We start from the raw sequence: 18,798 nt of genomic DNA, 5'->3' as shown, positions 1-18,798 counted from the left end.
GGGGCGATGCGCGTCGGTATCAACGGCATGGGCCGCATGGGGCGGCTGGCTCTGCGCGCGGCGATGGGCGCGGTGTCTCGTGTGGCGGGCGATCCGCAGGCCGACAATCGACTCGACGTCGTGCACCTGAACGAGATCAAGGGCGGGGCGGCGGCGACGGCGCATCTGCTTGAGTTCGACAGCACGCACGGCCGTTGGCACGGCTCGTTCGGCGTCGAGGACGATCGGACGATCTGGATCGAAAACAAGTCAATGGGCTTCAGCGCGCATGCGCTGCCCGGCAGCGTGCCGTGGGGCGATCTCGGCTGCGACATCGTTCTCGAATGCACCGGCAAGTTCCTGAAGCCTGTGGAGCTGCAGCCGTATTTCGACCGTGGCGTGAAGCGGGTGATCGTCGCCGCTCCGGTGAAGGACGATAGCGCGCTCAATGTCGTCGTCGGTGTCAACGACGGCTTGTACGATCCCGGCCGGCACAGGCTCCTGACGGCGGCCTCGTGCACGACCAACTGCCTGGCGCCGGTGGTCAAGGTCGTGCACGAAGCGATCGGCATCAGGCACGGGCAGATCACGACGATCCACGACCCTACCAACACCAACGTCGTGGTCGATGCGCCGCACAAGGACCTGCGGCGCGCCCGTTCGGCGATGACGTCGCTGTCGCCGACGACGACCGGCAGTGCGACCGCGATTGCGCTGATCTATCCGGAACTGAAGGGCAAGCTGAACGGGCATGCCGTGCGCGCGCCAGTTCTCAACGCCAGCCTGACCGACTGCGTGTTCGAGCTGAAGCGTCCGACCAGCGAGGCCGAGGTCAACGAGCTGTTCGCGTCCGCTGCCCGCGACGGACTCGCGGGCATCCTCGGCTTCGAGAGCCGGCCGCTGGTGTCGGCGGACTATTGCAACGACAGTCGCAGCTCGATCGTGGACGGTCCGAGCACCATGGTGACCGACGGCACGCTGCTCAAGGTCTATGCGTGGTACGACAACGAGATCGGCTATGTCTGCCGCATGGTCGACCTGGCCAACATCGTGATCGATGCGGGCGTGTCATGACCGCGGGCACCCGGCACTACCTGATCGTCACCGCGTCCTACTGGGGCTTCACCCTGGTCGACGGCGCGTTGCGCATGCTGGTGCTGTTTCATTTCTTCCAGCTCGGCTACTCGCCGTTCACGCTGGCGTTCCTGTTCCTGCTCTACGAGTTCGCCGGCATCGTCGCCAATCTGAGCGGTGGCTGGCTCGCCACCCGCTACGGCATCCCGCGCATGCTGGCGATCGGGCAGGGGCTGCAGGTGACGGGCCTGGTCATGCTGTCCGTGCTCGATCCCGGCTGGACGATGGCGATGTCCGTCGCCTGGGTGGTGGCGGCGCAGGGCATTGCGGGCCTCGCCAAGGACTTCACCAAGACCGCGTCCAAGTCGGCGATCAAAGCGACGTCGGCAGAAGGCTCGGGCCAGCTCTTCAGGTGGGTCGCCTATTTCACCGGCTCCAAGAACGCGATGAAGGGCGTCGGCTTCTTCTTCGGCGGCCTGCTGCTCGAAGCGCTGGGCTTCAGGGGCGCGTTGTGGCTGATGGCCGGCCTCATTGGCGTGATCTTCCTTGCCGGGATGGCCTCGCTGCCGCGGCAGCTCGGCAAGGCCAAGTCGTCCAAGACCATGCGCGAGTTCTTCGCCAAGTCGCGCGGCGTCAATCTGCTGGCGGCCGCGCGCATCTTCATGTTCGGCGCGCGCGAGGTCTGGTTCATGGTCGGCCTGCCGGTCTTCCTCTATGCCGCGGGCTGGAAGTTCATCGAGGTCGGTGGCTTCCTCGCCGCCTGGACGATCGGCTACGGCCTGATCCAGGCTGTGGCGCCGTCGCTGGTCGCTCGTAGTGCCGACGGGCTCAGCAGGGAAATCCCCTACGCCCGGGTGTGGGCCGGTTTGCTGTTTGCGGTGCCGGTCTTCCTGGCGCTGATGCTGCGCGAGCCGCTTCTGTGGCGGCCCGACATCGTCTTGGTGACCGGCCTGGCAATCTTCGGCGTGCCGTTTGCCGTCAATTCCTCGCTGCACTCCTACCTGATTCTCGCCTACGCGGGCTCTGAAAAGGCGGCGGAGGATGTCGGCTTCTACTATGCCGCCAACGCGGCCGGCCGGTTGATCGGCATCCTGCTGTCGGGCGCGCTCTATCAGACCGGCGGCATCGTCGCCTGCCTTGTGGGAGCGGCGGCCATGCTTCTGCTGTGCTGGGGCATCACGTTCCTGCTGCCGCTTCGCGACGCATCGGTCGCGCCGTCGAACCATCAGCCTGCTCTGCGGTGAAAATGTCGCTCTTCGAACGCTATCTCACGCTCTGGGTCGCTCTCTGCATCGTCGCCGGCGTCGCCCTCGGTCACCTGTTCCCCGGTCTCTTCCATGCCGTCGGCAGCGCCGAGCTCGCACACGTCAACCTGCCGGTCGCCGTGCTGATCTGGCTGATGATCATCCCGATGCTTCTCAAGGTCGACTTCGCCGCGATCGGTCAGGTCGGACGGCACTGGCGCGGCATCGGCGTCACCCTGTTCATCAACTGGGCGGTCAAGCCGTTCTCGATGGCGCTGCTCGGCTGGTTCTTCATCGGCCATCTGTTCCGCCCCTGGCTGCCGCCCGGCCAGATCGACAGCTACATCGCGGGGCTCATCCTGCTGGCCGCGGCACCCTGCACGGCGATGGTGTTCGTGTGGAGCAACCTGACGGACGGCGAGCCGGACTTCACGCTGACGCAGGTGGCGCTCAACGACACCATCATGGTGTTCGCCTTCGCGCCGATCGTTGCCCTGCTGCTCGGCCTCTCGGCGATCACCGTGCCCTGGGAGACGCTGCTGCTGTCGGTCGGCCTCTATATCGTCGTGCCGGTGGTCCTGGCGCAGGTCGTGCGGGCTGCCGTGCTGAAAGGCGGGGGCACGCAAGGGCTCGCGAAGCTGCTGAAGCGCTTGCAACCGATCTCTTTGGTAGCGCTGCTCGCTACGTTGGTCCTGCTGTTCGGTTTCCAGGGCGATCAGATTCTCGGCCAGCCGCTCACGATCGCGCTGCTCGCCGTGCCGATCCTGATTCAGGTCTATTTCAACGCGGGCCTCGCTTATGTGCTCAACCGGCTGTCGGGCGAGGCGCATTGCGTCGCCGCCCCCTCGGCCTTGATCGGCGCCAGCAATTTCTTCGAGCTGGCCGTGGCCGCCGCCATCAGCATCTTCGGCTTCTCGTCGGGCGCGACTCTCGCCACGGTCGTGGGCGTGCTGATCGAGGTGCCGGTCATGCTGACGGTGGTCCGCATCGCAAACGCCAGCAAGCGCTGGTACGAGGACGGCGACGCGGTGGTGCGCCGGGCCTGAACTATTTCGAACATTCTAGAAATACCGTTGACAACGGCGCGCGCGCGACTATCTTGAAGTGCATGAAGCTCGATGACGCCGCTGTCCGCCTGGAAGCCCTGGGCAACCCGACCCGGCTCCGCATCTACCGCACGCTGGTGCGTGCCGGCGAGGAGGGGATGGCAGTCGGCAAGCTTCAGGAACGCCTCGACATCGCCGCCTCGACCCTGTCGCATCATCTCAAGACGCTGGTCGGCGTCGGTCTGGTGACCCAGACCCGCGAGGGCACGACGCTGATCTGCCACACCAACTACCCGATGATGCGCGGCCTGATCGAGTACATGCTGGAAGAATGCTGTGTCGAAGGGACCTGCGCGCCGGGCGGCTTGGCGAAATTGTTCAAGGCTGCCTGAGTTTTTTTGCCTTGATATTTCGATGATTCTAGTAGGATAGGAGAAAGCCATGCCGGACGCACTCAGCCCCAAGAAGACGGTCGCCATCCTCGGCGCCGGTCCCGTCGGTCTCGCCGCCGCCGCCCATGCCCTGGAACGCGGGCTGGAACCGGTCGTGCTGGAGGCGGGACCGCACGCCGCTCACGCGGTGCGTCAGTGGGGGCATGTCCGCATGTTCTCGCCGTGGGAATACAACATCGACAAGGCGGCGGAGCGGTTGCTCAGGGCGACCGGCTGGAACGCCCCGGTCGGCTGCGAGTATCCGGCCGGCGAGGAGCTGGTCGACCGCTACCTCGAACCGCTGGCCACGCGCACGGTGCTGAAGGACCGCATCAAGACCTCGAGCCGCATCACCGCGGTCGGCCGCGCCGGCTTTGACAAGATGAAAAGCAATGGCCGCGCCTTCGAGCCCTTCACCGTCCGCTACCAGAACGGCAAGGGCCCGGAGCAGCTCGAGGCCGACGCCGTGATCGATGCGACCGGGACCTGGTTCTCGCCCAATCCTGCCGGTGTCGATGGCCTGCCGGCGATCGGCGAGGACGCCGATCACCCGCAGATCGCCTACGGCATGCCTGACGTGTTCGGCCGCGAGCGCACGCGCTACGCGGGCAAGACGGTGGCGGTGCTCGGTGCCGGCCATTCGGCGATCGGCACACTGATCGAGCTGGTGCGGCTGAAGGAAGAGGCGCCGGCGACCGAGGTCATCTGGCTGCCGCGCGGCGACAAGCCGGAGAAGGCGTTCGGCGGTGGCGCCAACGACAAGCTCTCGGCACGCGGCGCGCTGGGCGCGGCGTTCGCGGCGCTCGTCGTCGGCGGCAAGATCCGCGTCGAGGCGGGGTTCAAGGTCTCGTACATCGCGGGCGACGGTGCTCGGCTGCGCGTTGCCACCGGCAAGGCGCAGTGCTGTCGCTCGGTCACCGTCGATGAGCTGGTGGTCGCCACCGGCTTCCGACCGCAACTCGACTTCCTGCGCGAGATCAGGCTGTCGCTCGATCCCGCAGTCGAGAGTCCGGCTGCGCTGGCGCCGCTGATCGATCCCAACATCCATAGCTGCGGCACGGTGCGGCCGCACGGTGCGCGCGAGCTCGCCCAGCCCGAGCCCGGCTTCTATCTCGCCGGCATGAAGAGCTACGGGCGGGCGCCGACGTTCTTGATGATGACCGGCTACGAGCAGGTGCGCTCGATCGTAGCCGAGATCGCCGGCGACCATGAGGCTGCTGCCAAGGTCGAGCTGGTGCTGCCGGAAACCGGTGTCTGCTCGGGTCCGGGACCGACCGTTGCCCCGACCGAGGCCGAAGCGGCCGCCGGCTGCTGCGGTGGACCGGCGCCGAAACCGACCGAACCGGCCACCGTGAGCGGATGCTGCGTCGCCGACGTCAAAGCCAAGGAAGAAGGCAAGGTGGGCTGCGGCTGCAACTCGTAACGTGCGTCTTGCCGTCCCGAGACCAGTCCCGGCAACCTATCAGAGGCGAAGAGAGGACAGATCCATGGATGCCACCCAGGTCAAAGCGCTGATTCGAGCGAGATACGGCAATATCGCCGCGGGTACCTCTTCAGGCACTTGCGCGCCGTCCTGTTGCGACGGATCGAGCTCGAAGACGCTCGGTGAAAAGTCACAGCAAATGGGCTACTCGAATGAGGAGCTTGCTGGCGTGCCTGACGACGCAAATCTTGGACTGGGCTGCGGCAATCCGCAGGCCATTGCAGAAATGAAGCCCGGCGAAGTCGTCGTCGATCTGGGTAGTGGCGCGGGCATCGATTGCTTTCTGGCGGCTAAGCAGGTCGGCCCGCAGGGGCATGTCATTGGCGTGGACATGACACACGAAATGCTGGCCAAGGCGCGCGCGAACGCAGTGAAAGTGGGGGCTGGCAACGTCGAGTTTCGTCTCGGTGAAATCGAGCACCTGCCCATCGCTGACAACACGGCGGATGTCATCCTGTCGAATTGTGTCATCAATCTCGTGCCGGACAAGGCGCAGGTCTTCCGTGAGGCTTTCCGCGTGCTCAAGCCGGGCGGTCGCCTGGCAATATCTGACGTGGTGAACACCGCGCCGCTGGCACCCGAGCTCGCCTGCGATTCGACTTTGATTTGCGGGTGCGTCGTGGGTGCGGCACCTCCACATCAGATCGAAACCTGGCTTGCGGACGCTGGCTTCACCGCCATCCGCGTAACTGTGCATCCTGAGAGCCGGGACCTCATCGCGACCTGGGCTCCCGGTCGCGGCGTCGAGAAGTACGTCGCCTCGGCAGCTATCGAAGGATGGAAGCCGACCAGCTGACCATACTCGCAATGCATGAGCGTGCAATAGTGGCGTCGGTCTGTTGATGAACAAAGGTCGTCTGTTCACCATAATCGTCCTGGGCTCGACGCAAACCCTCGCCTGGGCGTCGAGCTACTACCTGCCGGCGGTCCTCGCTGACGCGATCGCCCACGACACCGGTGTGTCGACCAACTGGCTGTTCGGCATCTTCTCCGTCTCGCTGATCATCTCGGCGCTGCTCGGGCCGCGCATGGGCCGCATGAGCGATGCCGGCGGCGGCAACCGCATGCTCGCCGGGTCCAATGTCCTGTTTGCGGCCGGCCTGGGGTTGCTGGCGTTCGCGCATTCCTTGCCGATGCTGATTGCGGCCTGGCTGGTGCTCGGCGTGGCCATGGGCTTCGGCCTCTACGATGCCGCCTTTGCAGTGCTCGGGCGCATCTATGGCACCAACGCGCGCGGCGCGATCACCGGCATCACGCTGCTCGCGGGCTTCGCCAGCACGGTCGGCTGGCCGCTGACATCGTGGGGTGCTGCCACCATCGGCTGGCGCGACACCTGCCTTGTCTGGGCGGCGCTGCATCTCTTCATCGCCTTGCCGCTCAACTATTGGGCATTGCCGCGGCCGGCCGTGACGGCCGAGGACAAGAAGGCGATGGACAAGCCGGTGCCGATAGACCGGCCGATGATCCTCCTGGCCTTCGCGTTCGCGGCCGCATGGATCGTCACCGCGGGTATGGCGGCGCACTTCCCGCGCATCCTGGAGGCGACTGGCGCTTCGCACGCTCAAGCCATTGCCGCGGGCGCGTTGATCGGTCCCGCCCAGGTCGGCGCCCGAATTCTGGAGGCGAGTTTTCTCGCCCGCTTCCATCCCGTGGTTTCGGCGCGGCTCGCGACGTTCACGCATCCCATTGGAGCCGCCGTCATCCTGGCGGCGGGCGGTGGGGTCGCGGCCAGCGCTTTCGCCGTCCTTCACGGCTCGGGCAATGGCATCCTGACGATCGCGCGCGGAACCGTGCCGTTGGCCATTTTCGGGCCGGAGAATTACGGTTACCGGCTCGGCATCCTTGGAATGCCGTCCCGTTTCCTGTCGGCGGCAGCTCCGTTGGGCTTTTCGTTCCTGATCGATTGGCTGGGCGGCAACGTGCTGCTCGTGTCGGCGGGACTCTGCCTGTCCGCCTTCTGTGCGCTTTGCCTCGTGCGGAAGCCCGCGACCTATGCGGAGGCTCATGCCGACTGACCGCCGGATGGCCGCCCGCCTTGTCGCCATCGTCTGCGCCGCACAGGTCTTCGTGCAGCTCGGTGCCGGCTACTGGCCGGTGCTGCTGCCCGAGCTGATGGGCCGCTGGTCGCTCAGCAACAGCGAGGCGGGCTGGATCACCTCGGCCTTCTACGCCACCTACATGATCTCGGTGCCGCTGCTGGTGACGCTGACCGACCGCATCGACGCCAAGCGCGTCTATCTGTTCGGCGTCGGTTGCACGGCGGTGGCGCACGTCGCCTTCGGCGCCTGGGCGGACGGCTTCTGGTCGGCGCTGCTGCTGCGCGGGCTGGCCGGAATCGGCTGGGCGGGCACCTACATGACCGGGCTGAAGCTGCTCGCCGACCAGGTCGACGCCAAGATGATGTCGCGCGCGGTCACCGGCCACGCCGCCAGCATCGGCATCTCGGGTGCCGCGTCCTACGTGCTGGGCGAGCTGCTGGCGCAGGCCTTCGGCTGGCGGCTCGCTTTTGCCAGCGCCGGGCTCACCGCGGCGATCGCCTGGCTCACGGTGGCGCTGGCGGTGCCCGGCCGGCCGCCGCCGGCGAAGTCCGCGCAGCCGGGCAAGCTGTTCGACTTTCGCCCGGTGCTGCGCAACCGCTCGGCCTTCGCCTACTCGCTGGCCTATTGCGTGCACACGCTGGAGATGAACGCGCTGCGCGGCTGGGGCGTCGCCTTCCTGACCTGGGTGGCGGCGGGCAGCGGGCTGGCGAGCGGCCTGCTGTCGCCCGCGGTCGTGATCGCCGTGCTCGGCCTGCTCGGCACCCTGACCAGCGTGGCCGGCAACGAGGCCTCGATCCGCTTCGGCCGCCGCCGGCTGGTGCAGGTGGCGATGGCGCTGTCGATCGTCGTCGGCGCCATGATCGGCTTCGCCGGCGCCGGCAGCTACTGGATCGCGGTCGGGCTGATCGTGCTCTACGGCATGATCATCTGGCTCGATTCCTCGTCGCTCACGGCGGGCGCCGCCGGCTCGGCCGATCCGGCGCGCCGCGGCGCCACGCTCGCGGTGCATTCGATGCTGGGCTACGCCGGCGGCTTCGTCGGTCCGCTGGCGATCGGCTGGACGCTCGACCTCTCGGGCGGCATGTCGCCGATCGGATGGGGCCTGTCGTTCCTGGTGATCGCCGCGCTGATGGCGTTGGCGCTGATTGCGTTCTCGCTCCTGCGGCCGCGCGAGCTCGAAGGCGATCGTACGGGCTGACAGAAAGAAACTTTCGTCTATCTCAGCGTTCCGTGCAGAGAGAACCAATTGCAGTCTCGAGTCCGCCGCGTCCGCCGGCGTCCGGCCTGGGGGGTGGGGCCGGATTCCCGGATTCTCGAGAAGACTCTTATGGAATCGGCATCGGAGGTGTCCGGCGTTGGCCGGATTCCGTCCGCTGATGCCGGACAACCGGAATGTCCGCTAGGTCGACGAGCCGTCGTCGTCGGAGCGGGGCACGCCATTCTTGAGCCGGAGCTTACCCGACTTGTCGACCCACAGCCGGTAGTCGCCGAGCTGCAGCAGGTTGGGGCTCTGCCAGCTCGAGGCGAGGCGCACGCCGCCCTGGCCGCTGGCTCCGATCTCGAGCGCCTCGAAGCCGTTCATGTACTCGACCGCGCCCTGGCAGGACATCACCACCGCGCGCGCCTTCTTCTCGCCGCCGATGCGGGCGAGGCCCGCAGCCCTAGCGCCGCCGTCGCCCGAGCCGGTGCAGCCGATCATGGCGAGCTGGCTCACCACATAGGCCTGGATCAGCCGGTTCTGCTTGAACATCGAGTAGGCGGTGCAGCCGATCAGCGTGCCGAAGTTCTGCAGGAAGATGCCCGAGCCGCCCTTGGCGAAGTCGGGCGCGCTCTCGTGGTTGTTCTCGAAGCCGCAGTTGGAGAGCAGCGTGCAGCCGTTCTCCGCCACCAGCCCCTCCTTGCCGTTGAGCAGGAAGTAGCAGCCGTGGAAGGAGACGTCGTAGCAGCCGTGCACCATCGCCGCGCCGTACTGGCCGTTCTGGCCGAACACCGAGCCGAAGACGTGGATGGCCGACAGGATGCCGGCCTTGGAGCCATGAGCGAAGCTCGCGCCGTTCTTCTTGTTGTCGCGCAGGTAGACGTTGATCAGCTGGCCCTCGAACACGTTGCCGATCAGGCGCAGGCCGTCGCCGCCGACGCCCTGCACGACGAGGTCGCGCAGGCAGAAATTGTAGAGATAGTGCTCCTGCTCCTCGCACTCGATGTAGAGGCCGTGGCCCTCGCGGCCGCCGCCCAGGATGTCGAGGCCCTCGATGGTCAGGAAGCGCATGGTCGAGCGGCAGACCAGCTGCAGCACGTTGGAGCCGTCCTGGATCGCCGATTGGATCCGCGCGCCGTGCGCCAGGATGCCGTGATGGCGGGTGATGTCGCGGGTCTCGCCCTTGGCCGCGCCGATGCGCAGCGTGCGGCTGATGCGATAGGTGCCGGGCGGGATCTCGAGGAAGCCGGGGCCGTTCGGCGCGAAGGCGGCGTCGAGCGCCGATTGCAGCGCCGCGGTGTCGTCGCTGGTGCCGTCGCCCTTGCTGCCGTAGGCGGCGGCCGACAGCATCCGGCGCTCCGGCGGCCGCGCCTGCTGTGCCGCCGGTTCGCGGGTTGGCAGGGCAGAAAGCGCCAGCGCGCCGGCGCCCAGCCCGAGCATCAGGCGGCGAGCGTTGTCGGTCGTCATGATCGGCCCTCCACCAGCCGCAGGCGTGGTCGCATCGGCCGCAGCAGCGGCCCGGCGGGCGCCGTCTCGACCGGCGCCGCCCGCTCGCTGGGCCGGATGACCAGGATGCCGGTCGCGGCGCCGATCAGGAGCACCGCCCAGGTCTTCGGGCCGACATAGGAGCCCGAGGCCTGGCCGAGCACCGACCAGATCGCCCAGCAGTAGAGGATGCTCGCCGCACCCAGCATCCTGAGCCACAGGCTCAGCGTCACGATCACGATCACGCCCCACACCGCGCCGAGATAGATCCAGTGCAGCCAGAAGAAGTTGGTCAGCACGTCGGCGACCTTGGGAATGCGCCAGGCCGACGAGAACGACGCCGAGTTCATGAAGACCTCGAGCACGCGGTCGGCGATGAACGGCTCGCCGGTCAGGCCGGAGCCGGCCCACGGGTGATGCCTGAACATGTCGAAGGCGACCAGCATCGGCCCGGTGAAACGGTAGAAGAAGCTGGCGTCCTTGCCGGCCTGCAGCTCGTTCAGGCGCTCGGCGAACAGCATCTTGCCGCCGGCATAGGCGACGATGACGATGACGGCCGAGATCACGAGGGCGCCGACCATGCGGGAGGGCGAGGTGCGTCGCGCGCCGCCCGCCAGGAACAGGCAGTAAGGGACGGCGAGCAGCAGCATCAGCATCAGGGTCGGGCCGGGCAGCACGATGATCGCCAGCCCGAGCAGGCCGGCATAGACCAGGTACTTGTAGCGCCACGGGCTCACCGCCAGCCACACCGCGCAATAGTGGGTGTAGGCGAAGGTCACCGCCGACGGCTCCGACGTGAACAGCTTGGGCCGCACCTTGCCGTACAGGATCTCGTCGCGGATGTCGGCGTCGTAGACGTAGTCGGTGTTGTAGAGCTTGGCGCGCACGAAATCGCTGACCGGGCGCAGGCCGGCCCAGGTCTCGAGCATGCAGCCGGTGATGATGGCGAGGCAGAAGGAGAGCAGGATGGCCGCGACCTGGCGGCGGTCGGCGCGCACCAGGGTGAGGAACATGCCGTAGGCGATCATCAGCGAGTAGGTGAGCTGCAGCAGGCCGGTGGTGCGCTTGCCCAGGTAGTTGATGGCCTGGGCCGACATGATCGAGCCGATATAGACCAGCAGCACCAGCATCAGCCCGGCGAGATGGCTCTGGCGGATATCATCGCGCCGCCGCCACAGCATCCACAGGCCGGCGAAGCCCGACGGCGCGCAGGTCAGCGGCACCTTCTCGGTGACCTGCAGCGCCAGGCCGAGATAGAGGCCGAGCAGGAACAGGATGACCAGCGCGCAGTCGATCGCGTCGAGCCGCTGCGGCCGGAAGGTCGATGCCGTGTAGGAGGGGGCGTAGGTGTCGCTCATGAGGTGATCACCGACAGGATCTGATGACCGCGGCTCGCCCAGTCGAAGCGGTCGCGGCAGGCGGCGAAGGCGCGCTCCTGCAGGGCGTTCAGCCGGTCGAGGTCGTCGATCGTGTCGAGCACGCCGCGGGCCAGCGCCTCGTGGTCGTCGTAGAGCATCACGCTCTCGCCGTGGACCAGCGGCACGCCGGCGAACGAGCCGCGCAGCGCGAACACCGGCAGGCGGTTGAAGACGTACTCCAGCACCTTGAGCTTGAAGCCGCCGCCGTTGCGCTCGGGCACGATGGCGATGCGCGCCTGGTCCATGTAGTGCGTGACGTCGGGCACGGTGCCGGTGAAGGCGCTGGCGCGGGTGCGATGACGCAGTCGCTCGAGGAACTTCTCCTCGGCCATGCCGACCGCCATCAGCTCGGCACCGGCGGCGGCGAACAGCGGATCGGCAACCTCGACGAACTCCTCGAGGTTCATGCGCTTGGCGATCCAGTCGAAGCTGCCGACGATCGCGGCACGGCGCGGCAGCTCGGCGCCGAGCCGGCGCTCGCCGAGCTTGCGGCCGCGATAGCCCGGCGTCAGCACGCCCATCGGCTTGTTGCCGCGGCGGTGCTGGTAGAGCTCGAGATCCTCGGGCGTGATCGCGGTGACGAAGTCGACCTGGTCGACGAGGTCGCGCTCGAGCCGCGACACCTTGGCGGCGTCGAGCCGCACCGCCTGACGGCGGAAGAACTCGCGCTGGCTGTCGGCGACCTGCTGGCGCAGGCTCTCCTCGTGATTGTGCGACACGTAGACCAGCCGCGGCCGCTCGCCGCGGCCGGCATAGAACTCCTGGACCGGCGCCAGCGCCCAGCCGACCGAGATGCCGTCGAACACGATGCCGTCCCAGCCGCCCTGCTCGAGCAGCTCGTGCAGGCCGTGGCGCATCGCCGCGGTGCGACAGCGATAGGCGGTGTGCGGCAGGATCGAGGCGAGGCTGCCCCAGCGCGACTGCAGCGGGTCGAGCGGCTCGCCGGGCAGGCGCCATTCGACATGCGCGTCGCAGCCGTTGCCGTTGTGGCGCGGCGGCGAGTCGGGGCGGCGCAGGCCGAGCACGGCGATCTCGCTGCCGGTCGCCGCCACCGAATCGATCAACCCGCCCGAATAGACGTACTGGCCGTTGTGGCGCGGCTCGGGGTCCGCGAGCGTGAGCCACAGGCAGCGCATCGGCGGCCGGCCGGGCTCAGAACGCGTGCTGGCCGGCGAAGCCGCCGCAGACCGTGCGGACGATGATCTTGAGGTCGAGGAGGATCGACCAATGCTCGATGTAGTAAAGGTCATGCTCGACGCGCTTCCTGATTTGCTCGACGGTGTCGGTCTCGCCTCTCCAGCCGTTGACCTGGGCCCAGCCGGTGATGCCGGGTTTCACCCGGTGGCGGGCGTCGTAGTACTTCACGGCTTCCTGATAGAGCAGCGAACCCGCCTTGGCGGCCATCGCATGCGGCCTCGGCCCCACGATCGACATCTCGCCCCGTACAACGTTCAGGAACTGCGGAAGTTCGTCGAGGCTGGTGCGGCGCAGGAACGCCCCCAGCCGGGTGATGCGCGGATCGTTGCGCTGCGTCAGCTGCTGGGCGTCGGCGTCCGTCATGTGGGTGTACATGCTGCGGAACTTGAAGACCTCGATCAGCTGGTTGTTGAAGCCGTAGCGCTTCTGGCGGAACAGCACCGGCCCCGGGCTGTCGAGCTTGATCATCAGCGCGATCGCCAGCATCAACGGCGCGATCAGGCTCAGGATCAGCGCGCCCAGCACGCGGTCCTCGAGCTCCTTGGCGATCGCCTGCCAGCCGCACAGGGGCCGGTCGACGACGTTGAGGAAAGTGTGGCCGGCAAGGCAGCTCGCCTGGACCTGGCCGAGCCGCAGCCCGAAGGCGTCGGGACACAGCCGGACATGCACCGGCACCATGCAGAGGCGGTTCAGCGTCTCGACCAGCTCGCGGTCCTCGGCGAGCGGCAGCGCCACGATCACGGTGTCGATGTGCTGCTCGCGCGCTTCGGTGACGAGATCGTCGACGGTGCCGCGGATCGGATAGCCCATGCAGGCGCGCGGCAGGTTCTCGGCCTCGTCGTCGTAGACGCCGACGACACGCAGGTCCGACGGCCGCGCCGCGAGGCTGCGCAGCAGGCGCTGCGCGACGGGGCCCGCACCGACGATCGCCACGCGCTCGCCGAGCCGTCCGGCACGGCTCCAGGCGCGCATGCGATGCCACAACGCGAAGCGCGTGGTGCCCATCGCGGCGAAGGCGGCGGAAAACCAGGCGGCGGCCCACGGCCCATCGGCGGCGTTGACCGGCTCGAACAGGCGCGTCGCCAGGAACAACACGCCGAAGGCGCACAGCCAGCCGAGCAGCACGCGGCCGACCGCGACCTCGATGCGCGCGAAGCTGTCGAAGCGATAGGCGCCGAAGAGATGGAGGAAGTTCAGCGCCAGCACCGTGCCGAGCAGCACGACTAGGCCGGCGAGATGCCAGTCGACGCCGCCGGCATCCCAGTGCATCGCGGCGACGCCGGCGCCGAGCAGCGCCGCGGCATCGATGCCGGCGATGAGATGCTTGACGATCGATTCGGAGATCGTTCTGAGACGACGTTGGCGCATGAGGGGAAAACGCTCCTTTTGCCGCCAACTATCGGCCGTCCGAACCCAAAGTGGTGTGATCAAACAAAGACTTGGCGCTTGGTCACACCGAAAGCACAAGCGAGGCGAAGCGCTGCGGAGTCTGTGCCGAAGCAAAGCGTTCGGCTGATTCGGGATCGAAGAAGCGCGCCGGTCCGTCGCTCACCATGCGCGTCATCTCGCGCGCGACTTCAGCCGGCGCGCAGGCATCGACCGAGAGGCCGAGTCGATGCTCGCGAGTCAGTCGCCCGACCAGGCCATAGTTTTGTGCAAGGACCGGCCGGCCGTTGAGCGCGGCCCACAGCAGCACGCCGCTCGAGCCGACGAAACGCTGGTAGGGCGCCAGCACGACATCGCTTTGCCGCACCAGGGCCGCAAGCTCGCCACTGTCCAGCCGCCGATCGTCGATGCGCAGCCACAGGCCGGGCTGCTCGCGCTCGAGCGCCGCGCGCCGCTCCTCGATCGCCGATCCCAGCGCGGGATCGACGCGGCCCGCGAACAGCACGGCGGTGCGTGCCGCGATCTCGGGCGCAAGCTGGCGCAGGGCGTCGAGCACGACCAGCGGTCCCTTGCGCTCGGCGAGGTAGCCGAACAGCAGGAAGCCGGTGCGGCCGGCGGGGAAGGCGGCCGGGACGTGGTTGGTGCGCTGCTCGATGCGCGGATGAGTGGGATCGGGCAGGGCCGCGACCTTCTCGCCGCCGCGATAGTGGGCCCGCGCGTGGACGGGGAAGAACGGATCGAGCGACAGCACGCGCTCGAGCGCCGGATTGCGCAGCATGGCGCGGTAGAGGATCGTCTTGCGCAGGTCGCGCAGGCGCTCGCCGCGGCTCGGCGCATAGGGGCCGATGTCGCCGTAGTGCACCGACGGCCGGAACAGGATGCCCGACAGGCCCTTGCCGCCGGCGCCGAGCCCGAAGGCGAGCGGCAGGGCGAGGAAATCGAGGCCGAGGAAGAAGCCCTGGTCGGCGCCGGTCTGCTCCAGGTAGCGGCGCATCGTCCACCAGCGCGCCAACGCCGCCATGGTGAACGGCTTCATGACGCAGCGCGCCCGCTCGCGCGGGGTGAGGGCGAGGATGCGGATGCGGCCGAGCGCACCGAGTGGTACTGCACGCTTCAACGGCTCGAACAACGGCTGCGGCACCAGCACGGCGAGCGACAGGTCGGCGCGCTCGGCGGCGAAGACGATCAGGTGCTCCAGCCACTCCTGGGAATGACCTTCGGCGTCGGGCTCGAAGACCAGGACCTTGCGCGGTCCGGCGGAATTATCGCTGGGCGACCAGGGCATCCAGCCGACTCGAGAAGGCGCTGAGGATCAGCGGCTTGGCGTAGTGCTGCTCGACGAACTCGCGGCCGCGCCGGCCGAGCTCGGCCCGCAGATGCGGGTCGTCGGCGAGCTTCAGCACCGCCTCGGCGAAGCTCGAGGGCTCGTTCGGCGGCACGCAGAGGAAGGCGCCGCTCTGCTTCTGCAGGAGCCACAGCGTGCTGTCGGGCAGCGCCGTCGCCACGAACGGCCGGCCGACGGCCATGATGTTGTAGACCTTGGACGGCACGGCGAAGGAAGCGGCCTGCGGATTCTGCGGCACGAGATGGATGTCGCCGGCGGCGAGCGCGGTCCCTAGCGCCTCGTTGGGCTGCAGCTCGGCCAGCCGTACGTTGTCGAGGTGCCGCTTCTCGATCTCGGCGATCAGCTCCTGCGCCTGGTTGCCGTTGCCGCGCAGCACGATCTCGATCTCCGGCCGCCGGACGGCCAGCGCCTCGGCCATGGCGACGACCTGGCCGAGCCCCTGCTTGCGGCCGAGATTGCCGCTGTAGAGGACCTTGACCGCGGGCCGCGCCGCGGGCTCCGCCGGCTGGATCTGATCGGTGTCGACCCACAGCGGCACGACGTCGATCGGCACGGTGACGCCGATGCCGCGCAGCTGGTCCTTCATCTCCTGCGACAGCACGACCACCAGGTCGACGCGGTTCAGCACCGTGCGCTCGACCCAGCGCATCAGAGTGGCCATGCGGCCGCCGTTCATGCCCAGCTGCTGGGCCAGGCCCGACTGGATGTCGTGGACGATGGCGATCACCGAGCCGTCGCGCCGCCGCGCCATCAGCGCCAACGCCACGCACAGGATCGACGGGCAGAGCGCCAGCACCATCGGATGGCGCTTGATGCGGCCGCTCAGCAGCGCCCACAGCCCGCGCAGCATGAAGTCCGCCTCGTTCAGGATGCGGCCCACCGCCGAGGTGCTCCGCGGCGGCCCGGAGCGCACGCGCTCGATCGTCACGCCGCCCATCGTCTCGTAGGGGACACGCCGACCTTGGTAAGCCGGGAACACCGTGGTGCCCGGATAGTGCGGCAGTCCGCTCAGCACGGTCATCCGGCGGCCCTCCTTTGCCAGCCACTCGGCGATATCGCTGGTGAAGGGGGCGGAGCCGATCAGCTCGGGCCAGAAGTAGCGGGTGACGAAGAGTATCGGCGAGGGCTCCGACATCAGCCGAAGCTCGCCTTGATCGGCCGCGAGTATTCGTAGAACGGGTCGCGATGGCCGTACTGCTTGTATTGCCGCGGCACGACCCGCGACAGCACCACGCCGGCCACGTCGCCCTGGGCGTCGATGATCTGCTTCAGCGCCTCGATCGCGGCGTCCTGGCGGGTCTGCGCCCAGCGCACCACGAACACCACCTTGTCGACCAGCCGCGACAGGGCGAGCACGTCGGCCGTGACCAGCGCCGGCGCGGTGTCGAGCAGGATGTGGTCGTAGTGCGGCGCCAGCGCCTCCAGCATCTGACGCATGCGCGGCGAGGAGAGCAGATACGCCTGGCGCGGGCTCCAGTTGCCGGCGGTCAGCACGTCGACGCCGGAGATCGCGTCGTGATGCAGGATGTCGTCGAGCACCACCGCCTTGTCGCCGAGCAGGCCGGCCAGGCCGTCGCCGATCGGGCACCGGAAGATCTGGTGCTGGCGCGGGCTGCGCCAGTCGCAGTCGATCACCAGCACGCGCCGGCCGTTGCTGCCCATCAGGCGGGCGAGCGAGGCCACCATCACCGACTTGCCCTCCGACGGCGTCGCCGAGCTGAACAGGATGGTCTTGGGCGATTCCTGCGATTCGGAGAGCTCGACGCCGATCTGGATGCGGCGCAGCGACTCGCTGTAGGTCGAGGTCGGCTCGCGCAGCACCTGCATGGCGGGCGGCGTGCGGCCCTTGACCTGCGGCACCATGGCGAGCACGGGCAGGCCGGTCACGGTCTCGACCTGGTCGGCGCGGCGAAACGAGGCGTCGCCGCTTTCCTTCATCAGGGCGATGGCGCAGCCCAGCAGCAGGCCGCCGACGCCGCCCAGGAAGGCGATCAGCGGCTTGGGCGGATAGGCGGGGGCCTGCGGCGGCGCCGCCGGCGAGACCAGCTTGGCGTTGGCCTGCAGGATCTCCTCGGCGCCGGTCGCCTGCTTGGCGCGGTTGAGCATCGCCTCGAGCAGGTTGCGGTTGACCGTGGTGTCGCGCTCGAGCGCCTCGAGGCCGATCGAATCGTCGTTCACCACGCCCATCTGCTGCTTCAGCTTCTCGAAGTTGTCCTTCAGCGCCTGGTAGCGGGCGTCGGCGGCGCGGGCGTCGCGCTGCAGGCCTTCGACGGTCCGGGCGACCTCGGTGCCGACGCGGGAGGCGGCGCTGCCCGCCTCGGCACGGGCGGCGCGCAGCAGCGGGTGCTTGTCGCCGTACATCGACGCCATCTCGGCCGCCTTGCGCTCGGCATCGGCCTGCTGCGCCTTGAGCTGCGAGATCAGCGGCGAGCGCAGCACCTCAGGCACGGTGTCCCTGCTGCCGACCGCCGACTGCTTCATGTGCTGCGCCTCGTTGAGCCGCGACTCGGCCTCGGCCTTGGAGGTCTGCGCCGCGATCAGCTGGGTGTTGAGCTCGGTCAGTTGCTGGGCAGTCACGCTGCCGTTGGTGCCCGAGCCCTTGTAGAGGCCGTGCTGGCGGCGATAGTCCTCGACCGCCTGGTCGGACTTCTTGACCTGCTCGCGCAGTTCGGCGACGCGTCCCATCAGGAACTTGTCGACCCGGTCCATCTGCGCGACCTTGTCCTTGCGCTGGTAGTCGAGATAGGTGTCGGCGAGCGTGTTGGCCATCGTGGCCGCGGTGACGGCATCGAGGGCGTCGGCCTTGACGCTCAGCACATGGCTGCGCCCGAGCGTCGAGACGTCGACCTTGGACAGGAAGAAGTCGATCAGCTGGTTTTCTTTCGGGCTGAGGCTGTTGTCGGCGATCGGCCGGACCTTGCCCTCGGCCGGCTTGCTCGTCTTCAGCTTCTTCAGCCAGTCGTTGATCTCGGACGGCAGGATCTTCTCGACGTCGAAGATGCGCGACCAGAGGCTCGGCTTGCGCAGCTCGGGATTGAACGAAGCGTTCTCGGCGAGATTGAGCTTGTCGATCACCATCTTGGCCAGCGTGCGCGACTGCAGCACGAAGCCCTCGTTCTGCACCCGCTCGGCGTCGGGGCTGGTGTCGGTGATGATCGCCTCGGTGTTCATCACCCGAGGCGACTGCACGCCGACCAGCACGCGCGCCTCGGCGGAGTAGTAGGACGGCATCGACCAGGCGATGGCCGCCGCGGTGCCGCCCAGCAGGATGGTCATGGCCGCGATCATCTTCCGCCGCCGCCACAGCTTGCGCAGGGTCTCGGCCAGGCTCTCGTCCGGCTGCGCGATCGGGCGTGCCGCGACCGGTGCCGGAGCAGCGGGCAGGTAGCGCTCGGTGGAGGGCACGGACCGCAGCGCCGGGCGGCGCTGCGGCAGACGGGGATAATCGTCGGGCATGTGGACCATCGAGGTCA

At 68.1% G+C, this 18,798-nt stretch carries 15 protein-coding genes; 8 read left to right on the top strand and 7 right to left on the bottom strand.

From position 1 onward, the window contains the following. Positions 1–6 precede the first annotated feature (6 nt). The 8 genes from J0J01_RS16030 to J0J01_RS15995 all read left to right on the top strand — a co-directional run bounded on the left by J0J01_RS16030 (position 7) and on the right by J0J01_RS15995 (position 8,494). Positions 7–1,053, top strand: coding sequence for an ArsJ-associated glyceraldehyde-3-phosphate dehydrogenase (locus tag J0J01_RS16030; protein WP_296382275.1), 1,047 nt, complete (start codon positions 7–9; stop codon positions 1,051–1,053). Then, complete coding sequence (gene arsJ / locus J0J01_RS16025; RefSeq protein WP_296382273.1) at positions 1,050–2,297, top strand: organoarsenical effux MFS transporter ArsJ; 1,248 nt, start codon at positions 1,050–1,052, stop codon at positions 2,295–2,297. Before J0J01_RS16030 ends, arsJ begins: the two co-directional genes overlap by 4 nt. Positions 2,298–2,299: 2 nt before the next feature. Next, complete coding sequence (arsB, locus tag J0J01_RS16020; RefSeq protein WP_296382270.1) at positions 2,300–3,343, top strand: ACR3 family arsenite efflux transporter; 1,044 nt, start codon at positions 2,300–2,302, stop codon at positions 3,341–3,343. 62 nt (positions 3,344–3,405) lie between these two features. Further along, a complete protein-coding gene (locus J0J01_RS16015) occupies positions 3,406–3,735 on the top strand; it encodes a metalloregulator ArsR/SmtB family transcription factor (RefSeq protein ID WP_296382268.1) in 330 nt (109 codons plus the stop codon). Between the two features lie 49 nt (positions 3,736–3,784). Then, a complete protein-coding gene (locus J0J01_RS16010; protein ID WP_296382266.1) occupies positions 3,785–5,197 on the top strand; it encodes an NAD(P)-binding domain-containing protein in 1,413 nt (470 codons plus the stop codon). Positions 5,198–5,261: 64 nt separating this feature from the next. After that, positions 5,262–6,053, top strand: coding sequence for an arsenite methyltransferase (locus J0J01_RS16005; protein ID WP_296382265.1), 792 nt, complete (start codon positions 5,262–5,264; stop codon positions 6,051–6,053). A 46-nt stretch (positions 6,054–6,099) separates the two neighbouring features. After that, complete coding sequence (locus tag J0J01_RS16000) at positions 6,100–7,272, top strand: MFS transporter (protein WP_296382263.1); 1,173 nt, start codon at positions 6,100–6,102, stop codon at positions 7,270–7,272. Between the two features lie 7 nt (positions 7,273–7,279). After that, a complete protein-coding gene (locus J0J01_RS15995) occupies positions 7,280–8,494 on the top strand; it encodes an MFS transporter (RefSeq protein ID WP_296382260.1) in 1,215 nt (404 codons plus the stop codon). A 201-nt stretch (positions 8,495–8,695) separates the two neighbouring features. Here J0J01_RS15995 and J0J01_RS15990 read toward each other — a convergent pair whose 3' ends face one another. From J0J01_RS15990 to J0J01_RS15960, 7 genes are all read right to left on the bottom strand, one after another. Further along, positions 8,696–9,961: a right-handed parallel beta-helix repeat-containing protein gene (locus tag J0J01_RS15990; RefSeq protein ID WP_296382258.1), complete on the bottom strand. Its 1,266-nt coding sequence runs from the start codon at positions 9,959–9,961 to the stop codon at positions 8,696–8,698. Further along, a complete protein-coding gene (locus J0J01_RS15985; protein ID WP_296382256.1) occupies positions 9,958–11,337 on the bottom strand; it encodes an O-antigen ligase family protein in 1,380 nt (459 codons plus the stop codon). The genes J0J01_RS15990 and J0J01_RS15985 overlap by 4 nt, the downstream gene beginning before the upstream one ends. Then, positions 11,334–12,533, bottom strand: a complete 1,200-nt coding sequence (locus J0J01_RS15980; RefSeq protein WP_296382254.1) for a glycosyltransferase — start codon at positions 12,531–12,533, stop codon at positions 11,334–11,336. The genes J0J01_RS15985 and J0J01_RS15980 overlap by 4 nt, the downstream gene beginning before the upstream one ends. Before the next feature lie 16 nt (positions 12,534–12,549). Beyond that, positions 12,550–13,962, bottom strand: coding sequence for an undecaprenyl-phosphate glucose phosphotransferase (locus J0J01_RS15975; protein WP_296382251.1), 1,413 nt, complete (start codon positions 13,960–13,962; stop codon positions 12,550–12,552). An 82-nt stretch (positions 13,963–14,044) separates the two neighbouring features. Further along, entirely contained in the window at positions 14,045–15,265 is a 1,221-nt protein-coding gene (locus J0J01_RS15970; RefSeq protein ID WP_296382250.1) for a glycosyltransferase, read from the bottom strand. Beyond that, the gene (locus tag J0J01_RS15965; RefSeq protein ID WP_296382248.1) at positions 15,243–16,460 is read right to left on the bottom strand and encodes a glycosyltransferase; all 1,218 of its coding nucleotides are present in this window, start codon (positions 16,458–16,460) and stop codon (positions 15,243–15,245) included. The genes J0J01_RS15970 and J0J01_RS15965 overlap by 23 nt, the downstream gene beginning before the upstream one ends. Next, positions 16,460–18,781, bottom strand: coding sequence for a polysaccharide biosynthesis tyrosine autokinase (locus J0J01_RS15960; protein WP_296382246.1), 2,322 nt, complete (start codon positions 18,779–18,781; stop codon positions 16,460–16,462). Before J0J01_RS15960 ends, J0J01_RS15965 begins: the two co-directional genes overlap by 1 nt. Between the last annotated feature and the right edge of the window lie 17 nt (positions 18,782–18,798).

The sequence above is a fragment of the Reyranella sp. genome, assembly GCF_017305915.1.
Lineage (GTDB): Bacteria > Pseudomonadota > Alphaproteobacteria > Reyranellales > Reyranellaceae > Reyranella.
Note: the sequence above shows the minus strand (reverse complement) of the source record. Positions and strands in the feature narration are given on the sequence as shown.